The sequence below is a fragment of the Hymenobacter lapidarius genome (genome assembly GCF_001816145.1).
Taxonomy (GTDB): Bacteria; Bacteroidota; Bacteroidia; order Cytophagales; family Hymenobacteraceae; genus Hymenobacter; species Hymenobacter lapidarius.
Genome location: NZ_MDZB01000090.1, coordinates 44,461 through 66,655 on the forward strand (window position 1 = coordinate 44,461; position 22,195 = coordinate 66,655).

Consider the following 22,195-nt stretch of genomic DNA (forward strand, 5'->3'; position numbering starts at 1 on the left):
AGCCGACGCTCTTTTTTGATTCCTTTCTATTTTTGATTCCTTCCTACGATGAAACGTCCTTTTTGGCTGCTCTGCAGCACGACCCTGACCTTGGCGCTGTTGGCAAGCTGCGAAACCAGTAAACCCGCCACCGACGTTAGCGCCTCGGCCGGCGCCAATGCCCCCATTGGCAGCACCAGCACCAACGCCGAGAGCATGGAGTCGAATGGCATCCGGCTGACCCCGTTCACCGACTCGCCCAAGTTTCCGGAAGCGCAAATGAAGCTGCGCAACCCCATAGCCGGCGCTACTTTGCTTAGCGGCGAGGTGCCGTTTGACTACCAGATTACCAACTTTCAGCTCACCAAGATGAGCGGCGGCCCCAACATGGCCCTGATGGCGAACTCCGCCAAAGGCCAGCACATCCACAACATCGTGGACAATGAGCCCTACACCGCGCACTACGAAACCAAGTTCAGCAAGCCACTCGCCGACGGCCAGCACGCCGTGCTGTCGTTTCTTTCGCGCTCCTACCACGAGAGCCTGAAGCACCGCGGCGCCTACGACCTGCGCATCATCAACGTGGGCAATGCCACGCCCAGCGCCACGCCCATCATCGACGTGAATGCTCCGAACCTGTTCTATAGCCGCCCCAAGGACACGTACGCCGGCGCCGATGCCAAGCGCATCATGCTGGACTTCTACCTGGTGAACACCACCCTGGAGCCCGGTGGAAACCGCGTGCGCGCTACCATCAACGGCACCGAATTTATGCTCGACCGCTGGTTGCCGTATCAGATGGAAGGCTTGCCCGCCGGCGAAAACACCGTGAAGCTGGAGCTGGTCAACAGCAGCGGCACCCTCATTCCCGGCACCTTCAACTCGGTTACCCGCACGTTCACGGTCAACCCATAGTTTACTTCCGGACCCGTTCCTTGCGCATTCCCTCTGGTTAAATGCTTTCGGGGCGGCTTCCTTGAATAAAAGAACCAAAAAAGTCCCTTGGCCCCGCCAAGGGGCTTTTTCGCTTACAGCAGTTTATTGTTCCGGCTCTCTCTCGCCATGCCTCCTGTATCCGCCGCTTCTCGTTCGCTGCTCACCCGCGAGCAGGTGTTGCGCGCCCTGCGCCAGATAGCGCGCGAGGGCCGGGCGCTGCCCGCGGGCACCGTGTACGAGCTGGTGTACCGGGGCCGTCGCTACCCGCCCCGCGCCGTGGCCGAACTGGCCTACCGGCTGGCCACCGGCAACCCCGCCGCCCCGTGGCCCCGGCCAGCGGGCGCCCCTACCAACAGCCTGCTCGAAAATCTGGATTTCACCATCAGCACCAAGCGGCCGGTGCTCACCTCCGGCTCGAACCACGACGGCGAGGAAAGCGCACGCCAGCAGGCCGAGGACCTCTACACCGGCCTACCGCGCGAAACCAAGGACCACCCCACTCCCGCCCACGCCGCCGAGCCCGCCACGGCCTACCTGGCGCCCGCTTATACCCGCGCCGAAGCCTTGGCAGAGTTGTTTAGCAACGAAGCCGACCTTGACGCGGCGCTGGCCGGCCTGGCCCGACGGCGCAACCTGCTGCTGCAGGGCCCGCCTGGCACCGGCAAAACCTTCCTGGCGCGCGGCTGGCTTGGCTGCTGCTTGGAGCCAAAGACGAAAGCCGGGTGGAGCTGGTGCAGTTCCACCCCAGCTACGGCTACGAAGACTTTATGCTGGGCTTCCGGCCCGATGCCGCCGGGCGCTTTCACCTGGTGCCCGGTGTGCTGCCGCTCCTGTGCCAGCGCGCCGCCCTCGACCCGGACCGGCCGTATTTCCTGCTGATTGATGAAATCAACCGCGGCAACGTGCCCCGCATCTTCGGCGAACTGCTGCTACTGCTCGAAGCCGACAAGCGCGGCCCCGCCCACGCCCTGCGCCTGCCCTACGCCCCGCCGGATGCGCCGCGCTTCTTCGTGCCCGACAACCTCTACGTCATCGGGACCCTCAACCTCGCCGACCGGTCCCTGAGCCCGCTTGATTATGCCCTGCGCCGCCGCTTTGCCTTCGTGGAGCTGGGGCCGCAATTCGGCGCGCCGCTGCGGCGCTTTCTGGCCGCTCGGCAGGTGCCCGCCGCCCTCGTCGAGCAGCTGTGCACCCGCATGGCCGCGCTCAACCAAGCCATTGCCGACGACCCCGAGCTCGGCTCCGACTTCGTTATCGGCCACAGCTACTTCTGCCAGCTACCCGCTCAGGCAAAAGAAGCTGCGCAATGGCTAAAACTGATAGTAAAGCAGGAAATTGGCCCGCTGTTGTCGGATTATTGGCGCGAGCAGCCCGCCACGGCGGCGGCACAATTGCGCAAGCTGCTGGCGTAAGGTGCGCAAGCTAAAATGCTGGCCTGATGCTACTGCCCGGAGTTCCAGGTTCTTTTGTGTGTTTCAACCCCAGTGATACCGCTTCCCACGCTCTACTTCTTTCTGTGCTACGCTTGGAACCGGCTGCCCGAGCCAGCCGTGCTGCAGGCCAGTGAGGCCGCGCCGTTTCATCGGCCGCTGGGGTTGCTGGCGCAGGTGCTGCTGCACGGCACCCGCCGCTTGCTCCGGGCCGGGTTGCCGCGCACGTTTCAGGCGCAGGAGGCCGAGCTGACCAGCTTGCGGGGACGCATCGAACTCGCGCCCAGCCTGGGCCGCGGGCTGTTGGAGCGGGGCCGGGCCATTTGCACCTACGATGAGCTGAGCACCGATTCGGCGCTTCACCGCCTCCTGGCCCAAACCCTCGGTGTGCTGGCGCGGGCCACGGCCTTGCCGGCGGCCTTGCGCCGCGAGCTTAACCAGGTACGCCAGCGGTTTGCTGCCACGCCGGTTGAGGCCAGGCCCACCGCCGCCACGTTTCGGGAGCTGCGGCGGCAACTGCCGGACAGCCAGGCGGCCTTTCTGCTGCACGTGTGCGAGCTGGTGTGGCAAACCGCCCTGCCTGAGCCCACGGCGCAGGGACGCAGCCGCTTCACCGACTTTCGGCGCGACGAGGTGCTGATGGCGCGTTTGTTTGAGCAGTTCACGCGCAACTTTTACCGCCGCGAACAGCGCCGCTACCGCGTGTATGCCGAAACCATTGCCTGGCAGGCCGAAGGCGAAACCGACGATTTGGCCCTGCTCCCCACCATGCTCACGGACACCACCCTGGAGGCAGCCGACCGCAAAATCATACTTGATACCAAGTACTACGCGGCGGCCTTGCGCCCGCGCTACGACCGGCAGCGCCTCATTGCGCCCCACCTCTACCAGCTCTACGCCTACTTGCAGAACCAGCAGCCCGGCCCGGGCCAAGCACTGGAGGGCATCCTGCTCTATCCTGCCGGGCCCGGCTCGGGTGACGCCCCGGCCGTGGATGTACGCTACACCCTGGGCGGGCACCCCGTGCGGGTGGTCACCCTAAACCTGCACCAGCCGTGGGAAGGCCTCGCGGCCGACCTGCTAGGACTGGTAGCGTAACCATTTTTTTGAACGAGGTAGAGACGCAACATCTTGCGTATTTACACCGACACGCTACCTCAGAAACTGCGTTAAAACCACAAAAGCCCGGATTCTCCAGCAGGAAAATCCGGGCTTTTTTTACTTTAGCTAGTACTATAGAGCTGGCACGGGGCCGGCAATCAACTACTTAGGAACTTCGGTGGTAGTGGTGGTGGTGCTCGAAGCCTCGGTGGTAGCAGCAGGAGCCATTGCGCCATCAGCAGCGGGAGCCGTGGTCATGGTGCTGTCGGTGGTAGTGGTGGTGGTTTCCATACCGGTAGCAGCAGGAGCCTCAACGGTGGTAGTTTCGGTCGTTTTCGACTCACACGACGACAGACCAGCGGTCAGGGCCAGGCCCAGGGCAGCAACTTTGAACAGGTTGTTCATTTTGAGGTAATTTTGAAAGTGGGTTAACTAAAAAGCGCCCTTTATCCTGTCCTAACCAAAAGGTAACCCGCCCGGTAAAATGTTTTTTCATACCGGGTTACTTGCGGCCTTTATCTGTATTAACCCCCAAAGTGAATGAGCAGGGGCAATTCAACTTCCTCTTCTTTAACTCCTACCGACGACGCGCTGATTGCGGCAATTCGCAACGGCGATGAGCGGGCCCTGTCCCACCTCTACCGGTTGCACTGGCCCATGGTGTCGCATTTCGTGCTGCAAAACAGCGGCTCGGAAGACGATGCCCAGGACGTGTACCAGGAAGGCGTGGTGGTGTTTTATGAAAAGGTCCGCGACGGCTCCCTGGAGCTTAGCTGCCAGATTAAAACCTACCTCTACGCCGTGTGCCGGCGCCTGTGGCTGAAACGGTTGACGAGCAAAAGCCGCTTCGGCGTGCGCCTGCTCGACGACGAGGAGCACGGCCCCTACCTGAACACCGGGGCCGAGGAAGACTTGCTGGCTGCCGAGGAGCAGGACCGCCGCTTCAGCACCATGAGCGAGGCCCTGAACCACCTGGGGGAACCCTGTCGTTCGCTTTTAGAAGGATTTTACCTGCTCGACAAATCGATGCAGGACTTGACAATCGAATTCGGCTACACCAACGCCGACAATGCTAAAAATCAAAAGTATAAGTGCCTCGTGCGCTTAAAAAAGCTCTTCTTCGCCCACTATAAGGAAGAGCCCATTTAATGCCCGTTGCCGGCGGGATTTTTTCCCGTCGGAACATCCATTTGTTACCTGCCGTCGCTCCCCGGCGCTGGCAGTCTTGCCCATGATGACCGAAGCCGATTACTACGCCTTATTTGAAGCCTACGCGCACGGCGAGCTGGCCGGGCCTGCCCGTGCCAACTTCGAGGCGCGCCTGGCCGCTGACCCGGCCCTGGCCCTGCGCTTTGCGGACTTCACGGAGATGACCGGTACCCTGCGGGCCTACGGCCAGCGCCAGGCCACCCGCCAGCAGCTGCGCGGCATGCACGCCGCCATGCTGGCCGCCGAAGAGCCGGCCGCCCCCGCCACCACCGAGGAGCCGGCCGGGCTGACCCATACCGTGAACCCGATGCTGCGCATTTCGCGCACCGAGCGGCGGTTGCGCCAGTTTTGGAGTGGCCACCGCGCCACGGTGGGCGTAGCCGCTTCGGTGGCGGTGCTGGCCGTGTTCAGCACCCTGCTGGGCCTCGACCTGTGGCGGACGTTCAACACCAAGCCGTCGCTGTACGGCTACACGGTGCTGCGCCGCGAAGTAGAGCGCATCAAAAAAAGCCAGAAAGACCTGACCATCAGCCTTAACCAGTTTGGCCGTTCCAGCTCGGGCGCGGCTGCGCCTAAGGAAAGCACGATTAGCGGCACGGGCTTCGCCCTGACTTCGGAAGGGTACCTCGTGACCAGCTACCACGTTATCCAAGGAGCTGATTCGCTGCTGATTGAGGGCCGCGACAAGCAGCGCTACCACGCCGAAACCGTGTATTCCGATGTGAAGCACGACTTGGCCATTCTGCGCATCACCGACAAAAAATTCACTGGCTTTGGCCGCCTGCCCTACGCCATCAAGGCGGGTCAGGCCGATCTGGGCGAACGAGTGTTTACCCTGGGCTACCCGCGCGAGGACGTGGTGTACGGCGAAGGCGCGCTGAGTGCCCGCTCGGGTTTTGAGGGCGATACGGCCTTCTACCAGGTGAGCATTCCCGTGAACCCCGGCAATTCGGGCGGCCCGCTGCTCGACGAGCGCGGCAACCTGATTGGGGTGGTGAGCGGCCGTCAGAACGATGCCCAGAGCGCGGCCTTTGCCACCAAGTCGTCGTACCTGGTGCGGCTGGTTGATTCACTGGACGCCGCCAAATCGGGCGTGCCGTACCACTTGCCGCGCTTTGGCCAGCTGGCCGGGGCCGGGCGCCCCAAGCAAGTGGCCAAGCTGCAGGACTACGTTTTTGTGGTGAAGGTTTTTGAATAGCCCTAATGGCTGATAGCCACCCAAGCTCCCGCAACGGCCTGTTTCTTCATCAGAAACAGGCCGTTACCTTTTCAGGGCGAGAGGCATTGGTTTTTTTGCCAACCAGCCGCAGGCACCCAGCCGGACATTCTCTTCGCTGGCAGGGCAAATGCGTGCCACAGCAGCAACCTTGGCTGCCCGAACGTAGTATTTAGGGTTGGAAAGTCGCTTCCGGCTTTTTCTTTTTTTTCGCACTACCTAACCCCCCACTCCGTGGCTCAAAACTCTCAAACCCCGCCCACTGGCGATAACGTGGCTGGCTCGGCCATTTTCAAGAAGTTCCTGGGCACTGCCGAGGGCTATATTCGCCAGCCCACGCGCATGAAAACGCTGCTGACAGATGCCTACAAAAAGGCCAGCGACAAAAACGACGTGGGCACGCTGGCCCACGAGGCCTGGGAAACCCTGCAGACCATGTTCCGGCTCATCAAAGCCTCCATGTCGGGCGAGTACACGGGGGTTCCCAGCACCACCGTGCTGGCGGCCGTGGCCGTGCTCATCTACTTTCTGAGCCCCATTGACCTGATTCCGGACTTCATTCCGGTGCTGGGCCTGCTCGATGACGTGGCCCTGGTGGCGTGGTTCTCGACTACGCTCAAGACCGAGATGGACAAGTTTCAGGACTGGGAAACCAGCAGTGCCCGCGTAGTAGCCGTCACGGGCAGCACGGTTCAGGCGTATGCCCCTACTGATAAAGAAACGCATGCTTCGGCGGCCGACGTAGCCGCTTCGGCCAGCGCCACGGCCAGCAACGAGGTGAAGCACGATGCCGACGCGCTCGACGAGCAAGCGGCAGCATCGGCCGGTAGCCGCAGCGCCAGCACCGGCACCACCGCACTGTCGGAGGGAGCGGTGCTTTCCAAAGAGTCGGCTAAGTCCCATGGCACAGTCGACCTGCCCGGTGCTCCTGCGGTGGGAGGGCAGTCGGCTACCGATGCCGGCTCCCTTGATACGGGCGGCAACGTGCGCTAGAAACAACGCGGCTGTAAACAGAAAAATCCCCGGCAACTTGATTTGCCGGGGATTTTTCTGTTTATGGACTTTCAATAGTTGCTCAAAAGCAACTGACAATGGCCGAACCACCTATGCCGCTACGGCGTGGTCGCGCACGTAACGCACGAAATCGCCCACGGTGGTGAGGGGTACTTCGTCGGGGATGGTGATGCTGAAGTTGCGCTCCAGCTCCAGGATGATGTCAACCACGTCGACAGTGTCGAAGCGAAGGTCGCGGGAGAGGCTGGCAGTTTTGCGCACGCGGCTGGCCCGAATGGCCTTGCGCTTGCTGATAATACGGAATACCTGCTGCTCGATAGTAGGCGTGTGGGCGGCGGAGCTGATGGCGGATACGTACATTATAAGCGGTAAGTAAAGTGGTCAGGCCAAGGCTGGCCTCTACGCTGCTGCGAAGGAGCCCGCCGGTGATTTTCGCTGCAACAAAAACCAGCCAGCGGGCGCCAACAACGCAAAAAATATTAAACTAGTATCGGCGGCGTAGCCGCCTGTAATTCTTCAGAGTCCACCTCTTCGGTAATGGTTGCAAGGCTGTCCGGGTTTTTTCCGGTTATTTTTCCCTTGAGGGTTTCGCTCAGCAGGTACATCACCGGCACTACGACCAAGGTGATGAGCGTGGCGAACACCAGACCAAAGATGATGGTCCAGGCTAGGGGCCCCCAGAACGTGACCGACTCGCCGCCAATGAAGAAGTGCGCGTTGCCGGAGGCGAACAGCTCATAGAAGTCAATATTCAGGCCGATGGCCAGGGGGATGAGGCCCAGCGTGGCGGCCGTGGCCGTGAGCACCACGGGGTTGAGGCGGGTGCGGCCGGCCAGCACGATGGCCTCGCGCAGCGGCATGCCCTGCGCTCGCAGCATATCGGTGAATTCGACCAGCAGAATACCGTTTTTCACCACGATACCGGCCAGGGCGATGATGCCCACGCCCGTCATCACAATGCTGATGCTCATGCCTGTGATGGCCAGGCCCCAAAACACGCCCGCAATGGAAAACAGCACCTCGGACAGGATAATGAGGGGCTTGCTGAACGAGTTGAACTGCGTGACCAGAATCAGGAAGATGAGGCCCAGCGCGCCGATGCCGGCCAGGGGCAGGAAGTCGCTGGTTTCCTTCTGATTTTCCTGGGCGCCGCCCATGTTGATGGTGTAGCCGGGCGGCAGCGGAAAGGACTTGAGGGCCGTCTCGATATTGGCCACCACATCAGGGCCGGTGAAGCCGCCCAGCACGTTGGAGCTGATGGTGATGACGCGCTTGGTGTCTTTGCGCTTGATACCGCCGTAGGTGCTGCCGTAGGTGACGTCGGCCACCGACGAGATGGGCACTTGGCGGATGGCGCCGGTAGCATCACGGAAGGTGAGCGGCGCATTCACGATGGCGTCCACGTCGGAGCGGTAAGGCTCGGCGTAGCGCACCTGAATGGGGTACTCGTCGTCGACGGTTTTGAATTTGCTGGCCTCGGTGCCGTAGATTGCCGTGCGCACTTCCAGGCCAATCTGGCCGGTGCTGATGCCTTCGCGGTTGGCGCGGGTGCGGTTGATGTTCACGGCGATTTCCGGGTTGCGGTCTTCCAGGTTCGAGCGCAGCTGCTCCACGCCGCCAATGTTCAGCGAGTCGAGGTAGCGGGCTACTTTCTTGGAGAGCGCGGCCAGCTTGGGGTAGTCGTCGCCGGCTACTTCAATGGCAATTTCTTTGCCGGTGGGCGGACCGCTGGCCTCTTGGTCCACCGATACTTCGGCGCCGGGAATGCCCTTCGCTACTTCCCGGATTTTGTCCATGTAGGTGCTGGTAGCGGGGCCGGTGCGGTCGCTCATTTCCTTGAAGGCCACGCCAATCTTGCCCAGGTGCGACTGCGACACGCCCGAGGCCGTGGCCTCGCCGGGGTCGCCGGCACCGATGGCCACGTTGCTGATTACCGATTCCACGTCGGCGTTTTTCTTCCCGATGACGCCGTAGATGCGCTGCTCCAGCACGCGCGTCACCGAGTCGGTGACGGAAACGCGGGTACCTACGGGCATTTTCAGGTAGGTGTAGATGAACTTGGGGTCGCCTTTGGGGAAGAACTGCACGGCGGGCTTGCGGATGCCCACGGCCACGAAGGAGCCGATGAAGAGCACGAGCACGCCCACCATCACAATGGCCGGGTGGCCGATGGACCAGCCCACCAGCTTGGCGTAGCCGTTCTGGAACCGGGGCAGGGCGCGGGTCTGGAACCAGGCAATCATCTTCACCAGCAGGTACCGGTCGAGCACGATGAAGGCGGCCAGGGCCAGGAAAAGGTTGCCCAGAAAATGGCCCAGTAGGCCGCTGGTCTTGCCGTCGGGGCCCATTTCGGGTGTTTTGCCAATGGCCAGCACGTTGAACAGGATGCCCAGCGCAACCAGCACGCCCACGGCGATGAGGAAGCCTTTGGTGGCCTTGGGCCGGCGGTGCAAATCCTCCTCAAAATGCTCCTCGCGCTGCATGAAGCTCACGGCAAACACGGGATTCATCACGAAGGCCACCACCAGCGACGCCATGAGCGTGATGATGAGCGTGACGGGCAGGTAGTACATGAACGAGCCCACAATGCCCGGCCAGAACAGCAGCGGGATAAACGGCGCAATGGTGGTGAGCGTGCCGGCCAGCACCGGAATAAATACCTCGCCGGCCGCAAACTTGGCGGCTTTTTCGGTGCTCAGCTCGGGGTGCTCGTGCAGCAGGCGGTGGGTGTTTTCAATTACCACGATGGCATCATCGACCACGATGCCCAGCACGAGCAGGAAGGCGAAGAGCACAATCATGTTCAGCGAGAAGTCGAAGGCCGGCAGGATGAGAAAGGCCAGGAACATGGACAGCGGCACCGACAGGCCCACGAACATGGCGTTGGTGGTGCCCATGAAGAACATTAGGATGAACGTCACCAGCAGGAAGCCGATAATGATGGTGTTGATGAGGTCGTGCAGCGTGACGCGGGTGTCGTTCGAGGTATCGCCGGTCACGGTGATGGTCAGTTCCTTGGGCAGGCTGGCTTTGGAGTCAGCAAGCAGCAGCTTGATTTTGTCGGAAGCATCAATCAGGTTTTCGCCCTGGCGCTTCACCACGTTCAGGGTAATGGCGGGCTTGCCGTCGAGACGGGCGTAGCTTTCGCGGTCCTTAAAGCCGTCGGTGACGGTGGCGATGTCGCCGAGGCGCACGGGCGCGCCGCTCAGGTTCTTAATCTGGATGTTGGCAATTTCCTCGGCCCGCACGTACTGGCCGGCCACGCGCACGGCGCGCTTCTGCCCGCCCACGTCGATGGTGCCGCCCGAGACGGTCACGTTCTCAGCCCCGATGGCGCGCGATATATCGTTGAAGCCCAGACGCGAAGCCCGCAGCTTGTTCAGGTCCACGTCTACGTTCACCTGCTGGTCGAGGGCGCCGATGATGTCCACGCGGGTGATTTCGGGCAGCGCCTCAATCTTGTCCTGGAAGTCGTCGGCGAATTTCTTGAGCTGGGCGGCGGGGAGGTTGCCGGCCAGGTTGACGTACATAATGGGCTGCTCAGAGATGTTCACCTCCTTCACCAGGGGCGCGGAGGGCAGGTCGTTGGGCAGCTCCGTGCTGGCCTTGTCCACGGCATCCTTGATGAGCTGCTTGGCCGCCTGCACGTCCACGCCGGAGGTAAACTCCACGTCCACAATGGCGTAGTCCTGGTTCGAGGTCGAGTTGATGTGCTTCACCCCGTTCACGCTTTTAATCTCCTTTTCGAGCTGACGCGTCACCAAATTCTCGATGTCCGTGGGCGACGTGCCGGGGTACACCGTGGCCACGATGATGCGCGGAATCACGATGTCGGGAAATTTCTCCTTGCCCAGCTTGAGGTAGGCAAAGATGCCCGCGATGCACAGAATCACCGTGATGATGTAAATGCTGGTTTTGTTATTAATGGACCAGCTGGTTGGACCAAATTCCTTCTCTATATCCTGCATGGTTTCCGCTGTTAAAGCTTGGAAATAAGTTGATAAGTGGCAGAGCCGCGAGAGCGGCAACGCTACGCCCCTTGCACGGTCACCGGCTGGCCCTCGTTCAGGTTCTGGTAGCCGGCCGAGATAATCTGGTCGGCGGCGGTGAGGCCGCTGGTTACTTCCACCTTGCCGTTGTAGGTGTTGCCGGTTTTGATGATGCGCTTTTCGGCCATCGTCTTGCCAGCGGCTTTGCCCACCACGTACACGTAGCTGTTCTGCTCGTCGCGCTGCACCAAGTCCACCGGAATCACGGTGGCGTTGGCGGCGGCGTAGTTCTGGATGCGCACCGTGGCCACCATGTTGGGGCGCAGGTCGGTGGTTTTATCCTTCAGGCGCAGCTCCACCGTGAAGGTGCGGCTGGTCGCGTTGATGCTGCGGCTCACCACGCGCACGGTGGCCGGAATCTCCTCGCCGCCCAGGTCCGGAATGGTCACCACGGCGTTGTCGCCGGCCTTGATGCTGTTGCTGTAGGCCTCCGATACTTCGGCCAGAATCTTGCCGCCCGTGCCGCTGGTCAGGCGCACCACCGGCGCACCAGGCGCGGTGATTTCGCCCAGCTTGGGCAGCACCTCGTCCACGGTACCTGAGAACGGAGCCACTACGTTGTAGAGGGCCTTCTGCTGATTGAGGGTGGCCAGGCCGTTTTGGAGGGCGCGGTAGTTGTTGCGGGCCTGCAAAAACTGCACTTCGGTCCCAATCTGCTGGTCCCAGAGGCTCTTTTGCTTCTGGTAGATTACGCGGGCCAGGTCCATGCGGGTGCGTAGCTCGGCCGCGCTGGCGTCCAGAATGCTGGCATCCACGGTGGCCAGCACCTGGCCCTTGCGCACCCGGTCGCCGCGCTGCACGCGCAGGCTGGTGAGGGTGCCGGCGGCCCGGCTGCCCACGGTGGCGTTCTGGTCGAAATCGACGCGGCCCTGCACTTCGAGGTAGCTCTTGAAGCTCTCGGGCTTGGCATTCATCACCGAAACCGGGGTGGCGGGGGCGGTTTCGGACCCGCCATTTTTAGCCTCCAGGGTGGCAATTTTGGCCTGCGTGTCGGCCTGCTCTTTCTTGAGCTCGGCCAGCTCGGCTTTGGGGTCTTTGGCGCCGCCGCAGGAGGCAAGAAGTAAGCTGCAAGCCACAAGCTGCAAGCCATAAGCGAGGGAGCGGGTGAATTTGATTGAGACAGTACGCATATAAAAATGCCGAATGGCGGAGGAAAAACAGTTTATAGTATGGCTTGCAGCTTGTAGCTGACGGCTTGAGGCTTACTTTTTGACTTGGTTGAACAGCTCGCCGGTCGCTTTGTCGCGGTCAACCTTGGCTACCAGCACATCGTATATCGCGCCGTAGTAGTTGGTCTGGGCCGTGCGCAGGTCGGTTTCGGCCGTAATCACCTCCAGGTTGGAGCCCACGCCGGCGTTGAACTTGATGCGCGTGACGCGGGCCACGTCGGTGGCCAGGGTCAGGTTGGCCTGCTGGTTGTCCAGCACGTCCAGCGCGTTGATGAGCGTGGTGCGGCTCTGGGCATCCTGCAAGTCAATGCTTTGCTTCAGCGTTTCGAAACCCTTTTCGATGGTTTGCTGCTGCAGGCGGCTCTGCTGCACCAGGTACTTGCGGCGGAAGCCGTCGAACACCGGCACCTGCAGGCTCAGGCCCACGTTGCCGAAACCGAACCAGTTTTGGTTGGCAAAACCGGCCGAGTTGCGCGATTCCGGCCCGCGGAAAGCGAATAGCTCGCTGGCCGTTTTGGCCGAGCCCGTGAAGCCGTAAGCGCCCGTGAGCACGAGGCGCGGGTAGGCGCCGGCCTGACGGTTGCGCAGGTCGAGGCCCGCCAGCGCCTGCTGGGTTTCCAGGGTCGAGAATTCGATGCGGTTGTTGTAGTTAAGGGCACCACGGGCCGCGATGGGCTGGCCGCCGGATAGCGCGTTCTGCTGGTCGAGGCGGTTTTGGGCGGCGGTGTTATCGCTGTCGGGCGTGGTGGGGGCGGTGGGCACGTCCACCAGGCCGTTCACGCCGCCACCGGTGTTGAAGTTGGCCACGCCCAGGCGCTGGCGCAGGGCGCCGGCATCGACTACGGCCGCCCCGAGCGAGTCGGTGAGCTGGATGTTCTGCTGCTGCGGCAGGCCCATCTGAAACTTGAGCAGGCCCACGCTCAGCTCCGTGAGGCGCTGGGCTTTCTGCTGCTCCACCACCAGGTTGTTGCGCTGCACGCGCAGGCGGTCCACATCGAGCTTCTCGGCAAAGCCGGCCTTGAAGGTTTCGTTGGTCTGGAACAGCACCGTGTCGAGGCGCTGCACGTTGCGGGCCAGCAGGGCGAGGCGCGAGCGGGCCACCAGCGTACTATAATACGCCTTGCTCACTTGCTCCACCACGTCGATTTCGGCCTGCTGGGTTTGCTTTTTGGCCAGCTCGGTATATACCTTAGCGGCCTTCAAACCAATCAGATACGAGCCGTCAAAGAGCAGCTGCGATACCGAAGCGCTGGTATTGCCAGCATACTGCAGGCCAAAGGCGAACGGCTGCGGCGGCACGGCCAGCTGCTGGGTGCCCAGCACCTGCTGCTGCCCGCCCTGGGCTGCGGCCAGGTCGCCCTGCGTGAGCACCGTTTGCGAAATCGGGAAGCTCACCAGGCTCTGTTGCAGCTTAAAGTTGTTGACCAGGTTGGCGCCCACGTTCACCTGGGGCAGGCCGGCGCTCTTGATTTCGCCTACTTTGGCAGCCGCCGCGGCCTCGCCCAGGCGGGTGGCCAGCAGCGACGACTTGTTCTGCACGGCGTAGCTCACCGCCTGTTGCAGGCTCAGGGGCATGGTGCCCGTGGTGGGCGGGGCGGCGGGCAGCGCCGGGGCCGACGTCTGGGCGAGCAGCGCCTGCGGCACGGCGGCACTCAGGGCCACCAGCAGCAGGATTTTTGGTCGAAACAGCATCTTCATAAACAGCAAAAAGGAAGCGGGTAAGCGGGGAAAAGCGGGTTATTCGGCCTCTGTCACGTGGCGGAGCTCGTTGATGAGCTTGTGGCCCTTCAGGGTGGCCACGCCCAGCAGAAAATGCTCGTCGAACACGCGGTTGACCCGCACGGGGGCAAACTGCGCGGGGGGGTACAGCACGGGGTCAAACGCCAGCTCGATTTGCGCTAGGCTGAGACGCGCCAGTACCTCCACGTCGAGGTCGGGCCGGAACAGGCCCTCGGCCATGCCGCGGCGCAGGTTTTTGGTTATCTGTTCGAGAATAAAGTTGTTCTTATGCGCCCCGAACAACTCCCAGGCGGCAGGGTGGTACTTCTTCAGGTCGTGAAAAATGCTGGGGTGAATGCCGCTAAACTGCTGGTCGGCCCACTGCGCAATGGTTAGCATTTCCTCTACCGCGTTGGTGGCGTGGCCGGCCACCGTCGAGCATTCGCATTGGGCTTTATTCAGGTGCTGCGTCATTCCGGCCAACACAATCTGGTCTTTGTTTTCAAACCATTTGTACAACGTTTTTTTCGACATGCCCATGTCGGCGGCGATGTCGTCCATGCTCACGCTTTTGATGCCGTTGCGCATGAAAAGCGTTTGCGCGTGGTTGAGGATTCGGTCTTTGATTTCCATAATGGGTGCCGCAAATATACGATGGAAACTTTAAATGAATTCAAAGTTTCCATTATTTTTTTGCCGCCAATCAGCGCCGCCGGGAGGTTTCGCCAGAAGATGGGTGGACTGCAGGCCGGTTTACCTTATCCAAATTGAAAAAACTCGTACAGTAGCGTTTACTCATCAACTAAACTGAGTGGTATTAAAAACTAATAAAGTTAGTTTACATAACCGCGCGCGTATCTGTCTAGTTGAGCCACTCCGTTTCCACGTGACTTTTGCGCCCTCTCCGATGACGGAGAAACCGCTGGCGGGTACTTTTGCTTCGCTCCATCTATTCACAATTGCTTTCATGAAAATTCGCACCGGCTTCGGCTACGACGTACACCAATTGCAGGAAGGCCTGCCGTTCTGGCTCGGCGGCATTCAGGTACCGCACACCCACGGCGCCCTCGGCCATTCCGATGCCGACGTGCTCATTCACGTAATCTGCGACGCGCTGCTGGGCGCGGCCAACCTGCGCGACATCGGCTTCCACTTCCCCGACACCGACCCGGAGTACAAAGGCATCGACTCCAAGAAACTGATCTCCGGGGTGATGCGCCTGTTGCGCGAGCGCGGCTACGAGGTGGGCAATATCGACTCCACCATTTGCCTGGAGCGGCCCAAAGTGAACCCCCACATCCCGGAAATGCAGCGCGTGCTGGCCGCCGTGATGGGCATCGCCGAAGACGATATTTCCATCAAGGCAACCACGACCGAAAAACTGGGTTTTGTGGGCTCAGGAGAAGGCGTGGCCGCCTATGCCACGGTGCTCATTCATAAAGCATAATTCACCGTCATGCCGAGCGCAGTCGAGGCATCTCGCGTGCGGCAGTAACTAACCCGTTGCAACGAAGCGAGCGAGATGCCTCGACTGCGCTCGGCATGACGCCCTGCCTAGAATACCGTTCCCACCATCCAAAGTCAATGAATAAAACATCCCTCCTACTTGCATTCCTGGCGCTGGCCAGCGCGGCCCCTGCGCACGCCCAGGGCAAGGTGAAAATCAAAACAAAGCACAAGCCGGGCAACGCGGCACCCGCCCCGGCACCCGCGCCCATGGCCGCCGCTGCCACCGACTGGAGCGCCAAATACGCCGAGCTGGTGAATGCCGAGCGCCTGCGCACGCACCTGGCCGTGCTGGCTTCGGACGAGTACGAGGGCCGCGAAACCGGCATGAAAGGCCAGCACATGGCCGCCGCCTACATTGCCGAGCAGTTCAAAAACGCCGGCCTGACCGGCCCCATGCCCACCCCGGCCGACCCCTACCAGCAGCACTTCAACGTGGAGCAGGTGACCTGGGCCGAGGGCAACACCCTGAAAGTGGGCAAGACCAGCTACAAGTGGCTCGTGGATTTCTACGGCCTCAGCGACTCGCCTTTTGCGGAGGAAACCACTATCATGCCCGTGTTTGCGGGCTACGGCATTGAGCAGCCCGGGTACTCCGACTATACCGGACTGGATGTGACCGGCAAAGACGTGCTTATTGCGCTGGGCGAACCCACGGCGGCCGATGGCAAAGCGCTGCTGAGCGCCGACGGCTCGCCCACGAAATGGGGCAACGACTACCGCGCCAAAGCCCAGATGGCGGCCCAGAAAGGTGCCCGCACGGTGTTCTTCGTGAGTTTCGACCCGAATGCCAACTTCGCCAAGCAGGCCGCCCGGCTGGGTCCGTACATCAGCCGGCCCACCACGGTGATGGTGACCGAGAAGCCAAGCCGTACGCCGTCGTTCTTCGTGGCGCCGGCCGTGGCACTGCAGCTGCTGGGCACCAATGCAACCGCCATGAAGGCTCATCTGGCCAAAATCAACCAGACCAAGCAGCCGGTAGCGTCCAAATTCAAGGTGCTGCCCATGCAGATTAAGGCCGTGCGCAAGCGCGTGCCCCTGGAAACCGAGAACGTGCTGGGCTTTATCGAAGGCAGCGACAAGAAGGAGGACGTTATCGTGGTTTCGGCGCACCACGACCACCTGGGCATTCAGAACGGGGTGGTGTTTAACGGGGCCGACGACGACGGCTCGGGTACGTCGGCCATTGTGACCATGGCCGAGGCGTTTGCGCAAGCCAAGAAAGACGGCCACGGCCCGCGCCGCAGCCTGCTCTTCCTGAGCGTGACCGGCGAGGAAAAGGGCCTGTTTGGCTCGGAGTACTACGCCAAAAACCCGGTGTTCCCCATGGCCTCAACCATGGTCGACCTCAACGTGGACATGATAGGCCGCACCGACGCCGAACACGAGGGCAAACCCGACTACGTGTACGTCATCGGGTCCGACAAGCTGGCCTCGGAACTGAAGGTGATTAACGAAGCCCAAAACAAGCAGTATACGCAGCTGGACCTCGACTACCGGTTCGACGACCCCGCCGACCCCAACCGGTTCTACTACCGCTCCGACCACTACAACTTCGCGGTGAACAAGGTGCCGGTGGCCTTTTTCTTCAACGGCGTGCACGCCGACTACCACAAGGAAAGCGACGAAATCAGCAAAATTGAGTTTCCGAAAATGGAGAAGCGCGCGCGGCTGGTGTTCCACTTGGCTTGGGAGCTGGCCAACCGCGAGGGGCGCGTGGTGGTGGACTCTAATAAGCCATAGTGTAGTTTCGCTCGCACAGAGTTCACAGAGTCGCACAGAGCCGTTTCACCATGGAGTTGAACGAATTGACCAGGGAGATTCTTGGGGCGGCGTTTCATGTGCATACGGTGATGGGGGCCGGGTTGCTGGAGTCGGTTTATGCAACGGCGCTGGTTTATGAGTTGCGGAAGCGGGGGATGCGGGTAGCAACTGAAGTAGCTATTCCGGTGCTCTACGAGGGTGTGGACCTCGGGCTTAGCTTTCGGGCTGACCTGATAGTTGAAGGACGAGTAATTTTAGAACTGAAATCGGTGCAGGCCCTTTCTCCGATTCATTCTAAGCAGTTACTGAACTACCTTAAGCTAACCGGGCTGCCGGTGGGCCTGTTGCTCAATTTCAACACCATCTCCCTGCGCGACCAGATTGTGCGCCTGGTGAACTGAACGGCTCTGTGTAACTCTGTGAACTCTGTGCGAAAATGAAGGCTGACCAATTTCTCCTCGACGCCGAAGCCAAGGCCTTCGACCGCGAGCACCGCCGCAAAATCCGGTTCAACATCGGTAAGTACGACGCGGCCGTGAGCGTGGGCATGAAGCTCTACGACCAGCACGAGCTGGCCCGCGACCGCGGCGCCTACCTCAAGGCCACGGTGCTGGAAAAGCTGGACCAGTACCTGCTGCAGTTCGAGGCCGCCTTCACGGCGCGGGGCGGGCGGGTAATCTGGGCGCACGACGCGGCCGAAGCCCTGGCCGAAATCGGGAAGCTGACCAAGGCCCGCAACGCCAAAACGGTGGTGAAGGCCAAGAGCATGACCACCGAGGAAATCCACCTCAACCAGTACCTGGAGTCGCAGGGCGTGGAGTCGGTGGAAACCGACCTGGGCGAGTACATCGTGCAGCTCAACGGCGAGCGGCCCTACCACATTGTGACGCCCGCCATGCACCTGAGCAAGGCCGACATCAACAGCATTTTCGTGAAGCATCTGGGCACGAAGTCCACCGACGACGCCCAGGAGCTGGTGCTCACGGCCCGGCACCTGCTGCGCAACAAGTACACCGCCGCCGAAGTGGGCGTGACCGGCGGCAACTTCCTCATTGCCGATGCCGGCGCCGTGGCCGTGACCGAGAACGAGGGCAACGCCCGCCTCTCGGCTACCTTCCCCAAGCTGCACATTGCGGTGGTGGGCATCGAAAAAGTCATCCCCAAACTGACAGATTTGGACCTGTTCTGGCCCCTGCTGAGCACCAGCGGCAGCGGCCAGCAAGTCACGGTGTATAACACCGTCTACTTCGGCCCGCGCCAGCCCGGCGAAGTGGACGGGCCCGAGGAAATGGTGGTCATTCTGCTCGACAACGGCCGCACCACCCTGCTGGCCCAGCCCGACAAGCGCGCCGCCCTGCGCTGCATTCGCTGCGGGGCCTGCCTCAACGTGTGCCCGGTGTACAAGAACATCGGCGGGCACACCTACGAAACCACGTACTCCGGCCCCATCGGCTCGGTTATCAGCCCGCACCTGAGCGGCCTGCCCGAGCACAAGCACCTGAGCTACGCCAGCAGCCTGTGCGGCGCCTGCACCACCGTGTGCCCGGTACGCATTCCGCTGCACAACCTGCTGCTGCTCAACCGCAAGCAGAGCGTGGAGAAAGGCTACGCGCCCACCGAGGAGCGCGCCGCCATCGGCCTCTGGAAATGGAGCATGCAGCACCGCTGGGCCCTGGACTTGCTGCCCGCCAACATCAAAGACTGGACCCTGGGCCGCCTGCTGGGCCAGGTGGGCTGGAGCAAGCGCCGGGCGGCGCTGGCGGTGGCCCCGGCCTCGTTTGGGGAGCTTTGGAAACGCCGCCCGACCGCCCGGTAGCCGGCTACCGGCCTGGTCTTTCGGCTTTTCGGGACGAATGCGCGTAACAGGCATTTTGCCCGTTATGCCCCCTTTCCTTCTCCTGGCCCTGCGGGTGCTCGCCGGCATGGGCGGCGTGATGCTCATCGTCACCACGATGTCGGCGGCCATCCGCTCGTTTGTGCTGCCGCGCAACGAGGTGGTGCGCCTCAACGTGAGTGTGTTTCAGGGCATTCGCCTGTTTTTCGACCTGGCCGCCAAACTGGCTAACTCCTACGGGCGGCGCGACAAAATCATGGCCCACTACGCGCCGGTGGCCCTTGTGGCCCTGCCCATTGTCTGGGAAACGCTGATGAGCCTGGGCTACACGGCCCTGTACTGGGCGGTGGGCGTGGGCGACCTGAAAAGTTGCTACGAGCTGAGCGGCAGCTCGCTGCTCACGCTGGGCACGGCCAAAACCTACGGCATGTGGCTCAACATGCTCACCTACTCGGAGGCCGCGCTGGGGCTGCTGCTGCTCACCCTGCTCCTCTCCTACTTGCCCACCATCTACCAGGCGTTCTCGCGGCGCGAAGTGACGGTGGCCCTGCTGGAGCTGCGGGCCGGCACCCCGCCCACAGCGGCGTGCCTGCTGAACTGGCTCAACCACGACGGCTCGGTGCAGAACGACGACCAGCAGTGGGCCGAGTGGGAGCGGTGGTTTGTTGAGATTGAAGAAAGCCACACCTCGCTGCCCATCCTCACCTTTTTCCGCTCGCCGCAGCCGGGGCGTTCTTGGGTCACGAGCGGGGGGCTGATTCTGGACACGGCCGCCCTGCTTTTTGCCGCCGTCGACGGGCCCCGGCCCCGGCAGGTCGAAATCACCTTCAAGGCCGGCTGCCTGGCCCTCAACCGCGTGTACCGCTTCTTCGACGACAAAGCCCGAACCGAGCCCACCGACCTGCTGCCCGAAGAGGATACCGTGGAGCCCGGCCGCGCCGAATTCGACGCGGCCTGCGCCGAACTCACCGACCGCGGCCTCGTGCTGTGCGACGACCGCGCCGCCGCCTGGGCTCACTACAAAGAGCTGCGTACCCGCTACGCGTCGGCTCTGGAATTTCTGTCGCGCCTCACCATGGCGCCAAGTCTGAAAATTGCCACCTAACCTTGTTCCCGGCTTCGTGAAACAGCAAATTTATTCCCCGTCGTCGGGCAAAATATTGATATCCTGCACCAGCACGCGCTGCTCAATTTCGCGGCCGCGGGTGGTGTTGGCTAGCCCGCCGAGGGCGGTTTCCTTGTAGCGGGTTTCCATCGCCTGGCCCACCTCGCCGAGGGCCGCCACGCACTGGTCCACGGGAATAACCGGGTCGATGCCGGCAATGGCAATCTGGGCCGATGAAAACGCAATGGCGGCTGCCGAGGCGTTGCGCACCACACAAGGCACTTCCACCAAGCCCGCCACGGGGTCACAGACCAAGCCCAGCATGCACTGGATGGTGACGGCCACGGCGGCAAAAACCTGCTCTACCGGCCCGCCCAGGCAGTACACAATGGCGCCGCTGCCCATGGCGGCGGCGCTGCCGGTCTCGGCCTGGCAGCCGCCCACCGCCCCGGCCAGTGAGGCATTTTGCTCGATAATAAGGGCAATGCCGGCCGCCACGAGCAGGCCTTCCAGAATCTGGCGGTCGGATAGCTTGTGCAGGTCCTGGATGGTGACGAGCACGCCGGGCAGAATACCCGAGGCCCCGGCCGTGGGCGCGGCCACAACGCGGCCCATGCAGGAATTCACCTCTTTGGCGCCCAGGGCGCGGGTAATGAGCTGCTTGAATTCGGGCGAAAGCACGGTGACGGGCGAGGCGGCAATCTTCTTGGCCCCGTTGTTTATCATGCCCGAGCGCGAGGTCATGTCGCCGGTCAGGCCTTCGTGCACGGCGTCGCGCATCACGTCGTAGGCCCGCTGCAGGCCGGTCCAGATTTCTTCTTCGGTGCGGCCCTTCTGCTCGATTTCGTACGCCAGCACGGGCTGGTAAAGCGGTTCGCCGGTGGCAGCGCAGTGCTCGCCCCAGGAGGCGAAATCGTTGAAGAGAAGAGACATGGCGCGGGTGGGAATGAAGGAGAACGAGAAGAGAACGCAAAGCCCCGGCCGAAGGTGTCTTCAACCGGGGCTTAAAACTACGGGATTGGAGCTAAGCCTTACGCCGCGGGCTGTTTGTCGGCTTCCGCCACCAGCGTGATGCTGGCCGAGTTGATGCACAGGCGCAGGCCGCTGGGCGCGGGGCCATCGGGGAAGGCATGGCCCTGGTGGGCATCGCACACGTTGCAAAGCACTTCGATGCGGGTCATGCCGTAGCTGGTGTCTTTCTTGTAGCGAATGGCGCTTTCTTCCACGGGCTGAGTAAAGGAGGGCCAGCCAGTACCCGAATCGAACTTTGTGCGCGAGTCGTAGAGCGGCGTGCCGCAGCACACGCAGGCATAAAGGCCGGCTTCGTGGGCCTCGCAGTGTTCGCCGCTGAAGGCCCGCTCGGTGCCGTGCTCACGGGCGACGTGAAACTGCTCGGACGTGAGCTGCTGGCGCCATTCGGCGGGAGTTTTCTCCACCCGGCGCGGCGCGGGCACGGGGTGGTTGGCAAGGCGGATAACGTCGTTCCAGGTTTGCATATCGATGGGGATTATTCAGAAAAAGCAGTAGGAATAGGGTAAACGCGCCTGGCCCCGGGAGGTTTCCGGGCGCCCTGGCCAGACGCGGGCCGGCCATTTTCCTTACAGCCAGTCCTGCAGCAGCGCCAGCCCAGCCGGCCACTCGCCATAGCCGCTATCTGTGCTGATGTGGCCGGCCTCGCCAATGTCCACCAGCTCGCTGCCCCAGGCCTCGGCAAACTGCCGGGCGCGGGCGGGCGTCACCCATTCGTCGTTCTGGCTGAACACGACCTTGCTGGGAAAAGGCAGCCGGGCCAGCGGCATCGGGGCGAAGCCGGTGGTGGGGAAGGCAGCGTAATGCGCGGTTTCCACGTCGCTGGGCGCCACCAGCAGCGCGCCCTTGATGCGGTGGCCGTAGCGCCCGGCCCAGTGCGCGATGGTGACGCAGCCCAGGCTGTGGCCCACCAGCACTACCTGGCTCAGGTCCTGGCCATCAAGCGCCGCTTCGAGGCGCTCGACCCATTCGGCGCGGTCGGGCACGTCCCATTCGCGCTGCTCAATGCGCGTGAAGTCCGGCTGCGTGCGCTCGAAATACGTTTGCCAATGGTCGGGGCCCGAACTGCCGAGGCCGGGAACGGTGAAGACGCGGGTGGTTTCTTGCATGCATAAAAGTAGGTTTTTCATTCTTT

19 protein-coding genes and 2 pseudogenes are annotated in these 22,195 nt (G+C 62.1%); 12 read left to right on the plus strand and 9 right to left on the minus strand.

Features of this window, described 5'->3' with window-relative positions:
- The first annotated feature begins 48 nt into the window (after positions 1-48).
- The 4 genes and pseudogenes from BEN47_RS06155 (at position 49) to BEN47_RS06170 (ending at position 3,443) form a co-directional block, all read left to right on the plus strand.
- Positions 49-894: a hypothetical protein gene (locus BEN47_RS06155; RefSeq protein ID WP_070726237.1), complete on the plus strand. Its 846-nt coding sequence runs from the start codon at positions 49-51 to the stop codon at positions 892-894.
- A 147-nt stretch (positions 895-1,041) separates the two neighbouring features.
- Positions 1,042-1,290: pseudogene (locus BEN47_RS23075) on the plus strand (ScoMcrA-related endonuclease); the annotation flags it as partial.
- 356 nt (positions 1,291-1,646) lie between these two features.
- Positions 1,647-2,327 (plus strand): AAA family ATPase, encoded by a 681-nt coding sequence (locus tag BEN47_RS06165; RefSeq protein ID WP_158010882.1) that lies wholly within the window; start codon positions 1,647-1,649, stop codon positions 2,325-2,327.
- A 72-nt stretch (positions 2,328-2,399) separates the two neighbouring features.
- Positions 2,400-3,443, plus strand: coding sequence for a 5-methylcytosine restriction system specificity protein McrC (locus BEN47_RS06170; RefSeq protein WP_070726247.1), 1,044 nt, complete (start codon positions 2,400-2,402; stop codon positions 3,441-3,443).
- A gap of 165 nt (positions 3,444-3,608) precedes the next feature.
- Here BEN47_RS06170 and BEN47_RS06175 read toward each other — a convergent pair whose 3' ends face one another.
- Positions 3,609-3,851, minus strand: a complete 243-nt coding sequence (locus tag BEN47_RS06175; RefSeq protein ID WP_070726250.1) for a hypothetical protein — start codon at positions 3,849-3,851, stop codon at positions 3,609-3,611.
- Between the two features lie 135 nt (positions 3,852-3,986).
- Between BEN47_RS06175 and BEN47_RS06180 the strand changes: the two genes are divergently transcribed.
- The 3 genes and pseudogenes from BEN47_RS06180 to BEN47_RS22440 all read left to right on the plus strand — a co-directional run.
- Positions 3,987-4,595, plus strand: a complete 609-nt coding sequence (locus tag BEN47_RS06180) for an RNA polymerase sigma factor (RefSeq protein ID WP_070726252.1) — start codon at positions 3,987-3,989, stop codon at positions 4,593-4,595.
- A gap of 82 nt (positions 4,596-4,677) precedes the next feature.
- Positions 4,678-5,853: a S1 family peptidase gene (locus BEN47_RS06185; protein WP_083322170.1), complete on the plus strand. Its 1,176-nt coding sequence runs from the start codon at positions 4,678-4,680 to the stop codon at positions 5,851-5,853.
- 513 nt (positions 5,854-6,366) lie between these two features.
- Positions 6,367-6,468, plus strand: a pseudogene (locus BEN47_RS22440) (YkvA family protein); the annotation flags it as partial.
- Positions 6,469-6,975: 507 nt separating this feature from the next.
- On the opposite strand, the gene BEN47_RS06195 reads toward BEN47_RS22440, so the two are convergent.
- The 5 genes from BEN47_RS06195 to BEN47_RS06215 all read right to left on the minus strand — a co-directional run bounded on the left by BEN47_RS06195 (position 6,976) and on the right by BEN47_RS06215 (position 14,455).
- Complete coding sequence (locus tag BEN47_RS06195; protein ID WP_070726259.1) at positions 6,976-7,245, minus strand: acyl carrier protein; 270 nt, start codon at positions 7,243-7,245, stop codon at positions 6,976-6,978.
- Positions 7,246-7,364: 119 nt separating this feature from the next.
- On the minus strand, positions 7,365-10,853 hold the full coding sequence (locus BEN47_RS06200; protein WP_070726262.1) for an efflux RND transporter permease subunit: 3,489 nt from the start codon (positions 10,851-10,853) through the stop codon (positions 7,365-7,367).
- Positions 10,854-10,915: 62 nt separating this feature from the next.
- On the minus strand, positions 10,916-12,064 hold the full coding sequence (locus BEN47_RS06205) for an efflux RND transporter periplasmic adaptor subunit (RefSeq protein ID WP_070726266.1): 1,149 nt from the start codon (positions 12,062-12,064) through the stop codon (positions 10,916-10,918).
- 72 nt (positions 12,065-12,136) lie between these two features.
- Positions 12,137-13,801 carry a TolC family protein gene (locus tag BEN47_RS06210; RefSeq protein ID WP_125921537.1) on the minus strand — a complete coding sequence of 555 codons (1,665 nt, stop codon included), beginning with the start codon at positions 13,799-13,801 and terminating at the stop codon, positions 12,137-12,139.
- A 39-nt stretch (positions 13,802-13,840) separates the two neighbouring features.
- Positions 13,841-14,455, minus strand: coding sequence for a TetR/AcrR family transcriptional regulator (locus BEN47_RS06215; protein ID WP_070726272.1), 615 nt, complete (start codon positions 14,453-14,455; stop codon positions 13,841-13,843).
- Between the two features lie 334 nt (positions 14,456-14,789).
- Here BEN47_RS06215 and ispF point away from each other — a divergent pair, with 334 nt between their 5' ends.
- The 5 genes from ispF (at position 14,790) to BEN47_RS06240 (ending at position 20,031) form a co-directional block, all read left to right on the plus strand.
- Positions 14,790-15,269 carry a 2-C-methyl-D-erythritol 2,4-cyclodiphosphate synthase gene (gene ispF, locus BEN47_RS06220; RefSeq protein WP_070726328.1) on the plus strand — a complete coding sequence of 160 codons (480 nt, stop codon included), beginning with the start codon at positions 14,790-14,792 and terminating at the stop codon, positions 15,267-15,269.
- Positions 15,270-15,406: 137 nt separating this feature from the next.
- Positions 15,407-17,071, plus strand: coding sequence for a M28 family peptidase (locus tag BEN47_RS06225; protein WP_083322171.1), 1,665 nt, complete (start codon positions 15,407-15,409; stop codon positions 17,069-17,071).
- Between the two features lie 50 nt (positions 17,072-17,121).
- Positions 17,122-17,493, plus strand: coding sequence for a GxxExxY protein (locus BEN47_RS06230; protein WP_070726275.1), 372 nt, complete (start codon positions 17,122-17,124; stop codon positions 17,491-17,493).
- A gap of 35 nt (positions 17,494-17,528) precedes the next feature.
- Positions 17,529-18,908 (plus strand): LutB/LldF family L-lactate oxidation iron-sulfur protein, encoded by a 1,380-nt coding sequence (locus BEN47_RS06235; RefSeq protein ID WP_070726278.1) that lies wholly within the window; start codon positions 17,529-17,531, stop codon positions 18,906-18,908.
- A 64-nt stretch (positions 18,909-18,972) separates the two neighbouring features.
- A complete protein-coding gene (locus BEN47_RS06240; RefSeq protein ID WP_070726282.1) occupies positions 18,973-20,031 on the plus strand; it encodes a hypothetical protein in 1,059 nt (352 codons plus the stop codon).
- Positions 20,032-20,061: 30 nt separating this feature from the next.
- Here BEN47_RS06240 and sdaAA read toward each other — a convergent pair whose 3' ends face one another.
- The 3 genes from sdaAA to BEN47_RS06255 all read right to left on the minus strand — a co-directional run bounded on the left by sdaAA (position 20,062) and on the right by BEN47_RS06255 (position 22,169).
- The gene (gene sdaAA, locus BEN47_RS06245) at positions 20,062-20,964 is read right to left on the minus strand and encodes an L-serine ammonia-lyase, iron-sulfur-dependent, subunit alpha (protein WP_070726286.1); all 903 of its coding nucleotides are present in this window, start codon (positions 20,962-20,964) and stop codon (positions 20,062-20,064) included.
- Between the two features lie 98 nt (positions 20,965-21,062).
- Positions 21,063-21,527 (minus strand): peptide-methionine (R)-S-oxide reductase MsrB, encoded by a 465-nt coding sequence (gene msrB, locus BEN47_RS06250; protein ID WP_070726289.1) that lies wholly within the window; start codon positions 21,525-21,527, stop codon positions 21,063-21,065.
- Positions 21,528-21,629: 102 nt separating this feature from the next.
- Positions 21,630-22,169, minus strand: coding sequence for an RBBP9/YdeN family alpha/beta hydrolase (locus BEN47_RS06255; RefSeq protein ID WP_070726294.1), 540 nt, complete (start codon positions 22,167-22,169; stop codon positions 21,630-21,632).
- Positions 22,170-22,195: the final 26 nt, after the last annotated feature.

Coding starts and splice junctions, on each gene's coding strand:
- BEN47_RS06155 (WP_070726237.1), top strand. CDS start 49: ATGAAACGTCCTTTTTGGCTGCTCTGCAGCACGACCCTGACCTTGGCG.
- BEN47_RS06175 (WP_070726250.1), bottom strand. CDS start 3,851: ATGAACAACCTGTTCAAAGTTGCTGCCCTGGGCCTGGCCCTGACCGCT.
- BEN47_RS06180 (WP_070726252.1), top strand. CDS start 3,987: ATGAGCAGGGGCAATTCAACTTCCTCTTCTTTAACTCCTACCGACGAC.
- BEN47_RS06185 (WP_083322170.1), top strand. CDS start 4,678: ATGATGACCGAAGCCGATTACTACGCCTTATTTGAAGCCTACGCGCAC.
- BEN47_RS06195 (WP_070726259.1), bottom strand. CDS start 7,245: ATGTACGTATCCGCCATCAGCTCCGCCGCCCACACGCCTACTATCGAG.
- BEN47_RS06200 (WP_070726262.1), bottom strand. CDS start 10,853: ATGCAGGATATAGAGAAGGAATTTGGTCCAACCAGCTGGTCCATTAAT.
- BEN47_RS06205 (WP_070726266.1), bottom strand. CDS start 12,064: ATGCGTACTGTCTCAATCAAATTCACCCGCTCCCTCGCTTATGGCTTG.
- BEN47_RS06210 (WP_125921537.1), bottom strand. CDS start 13,801: ATGAAGATGCTGTTTCGACCAAAAATCCTGCTGCTGGTGGCCCTGAGT.
- BEN47_RS06215 (WP_070726272.1), bottom strand. CDS start 14,455: ATGGAAATCAAAGACCGAATCCTCAACCACGCGCAAACGCTTTTCATG.
- ispF (WP_070726328.1), top strand. CDS start 14,790: ATGAAAATTCGCACCGGCTTCGGCTACGACGTACACCAATTGCAGGAA.
- BEN47_RS06225 (WP_083322171.1), top strand. CDS start 15,407: ATGAATAAAACATCCCTCCTACTTGCATTCCTGGCGCTGGCCAGCGCG.
- BEN47_RS06230 (WP_070726275.1), top strand. CDS start 17,122: ATGGAGTTGAACGAATTGACCAGGGAGATTCTTGGGGCGGCGTTTCAT.
- BEN47_RS06235 (WP_070726278.1), top strand. CDS start 17,529: ATGAAGGCTGACCAATTTCTCCTCGACGCCGAAGCCAAGGCCTTCGAC.
- BEN47_RS06240 (WP_070726282.1), top strand. CDS start 18,973: ATGCCCCCTTTCCTTCTCCTGGCCCTGCGGGTGCTCGCCGGCATGGGC.
- sdaAA (WP_070726286.1), bottom strand. CDS start 20,964: ATGTCTCTTCTCTTCAACGATTTCGCCTCCTGGGGCGAGCACTGCGCT.
- msrB (WP_070726289.1), bottom strand. CDS start 21,527: ATGCAAACCTGGAACGACGTTATCCGCCTTGCCAACCACCCCGTGCCC.
- BEN47_RS06255 (WP_070726294.1), bottom strand. CDS start 22,169: ATGCAAGAAACCACCCGCGTCTTCACCGTTCCCGGCCTCGGCAGTTCG.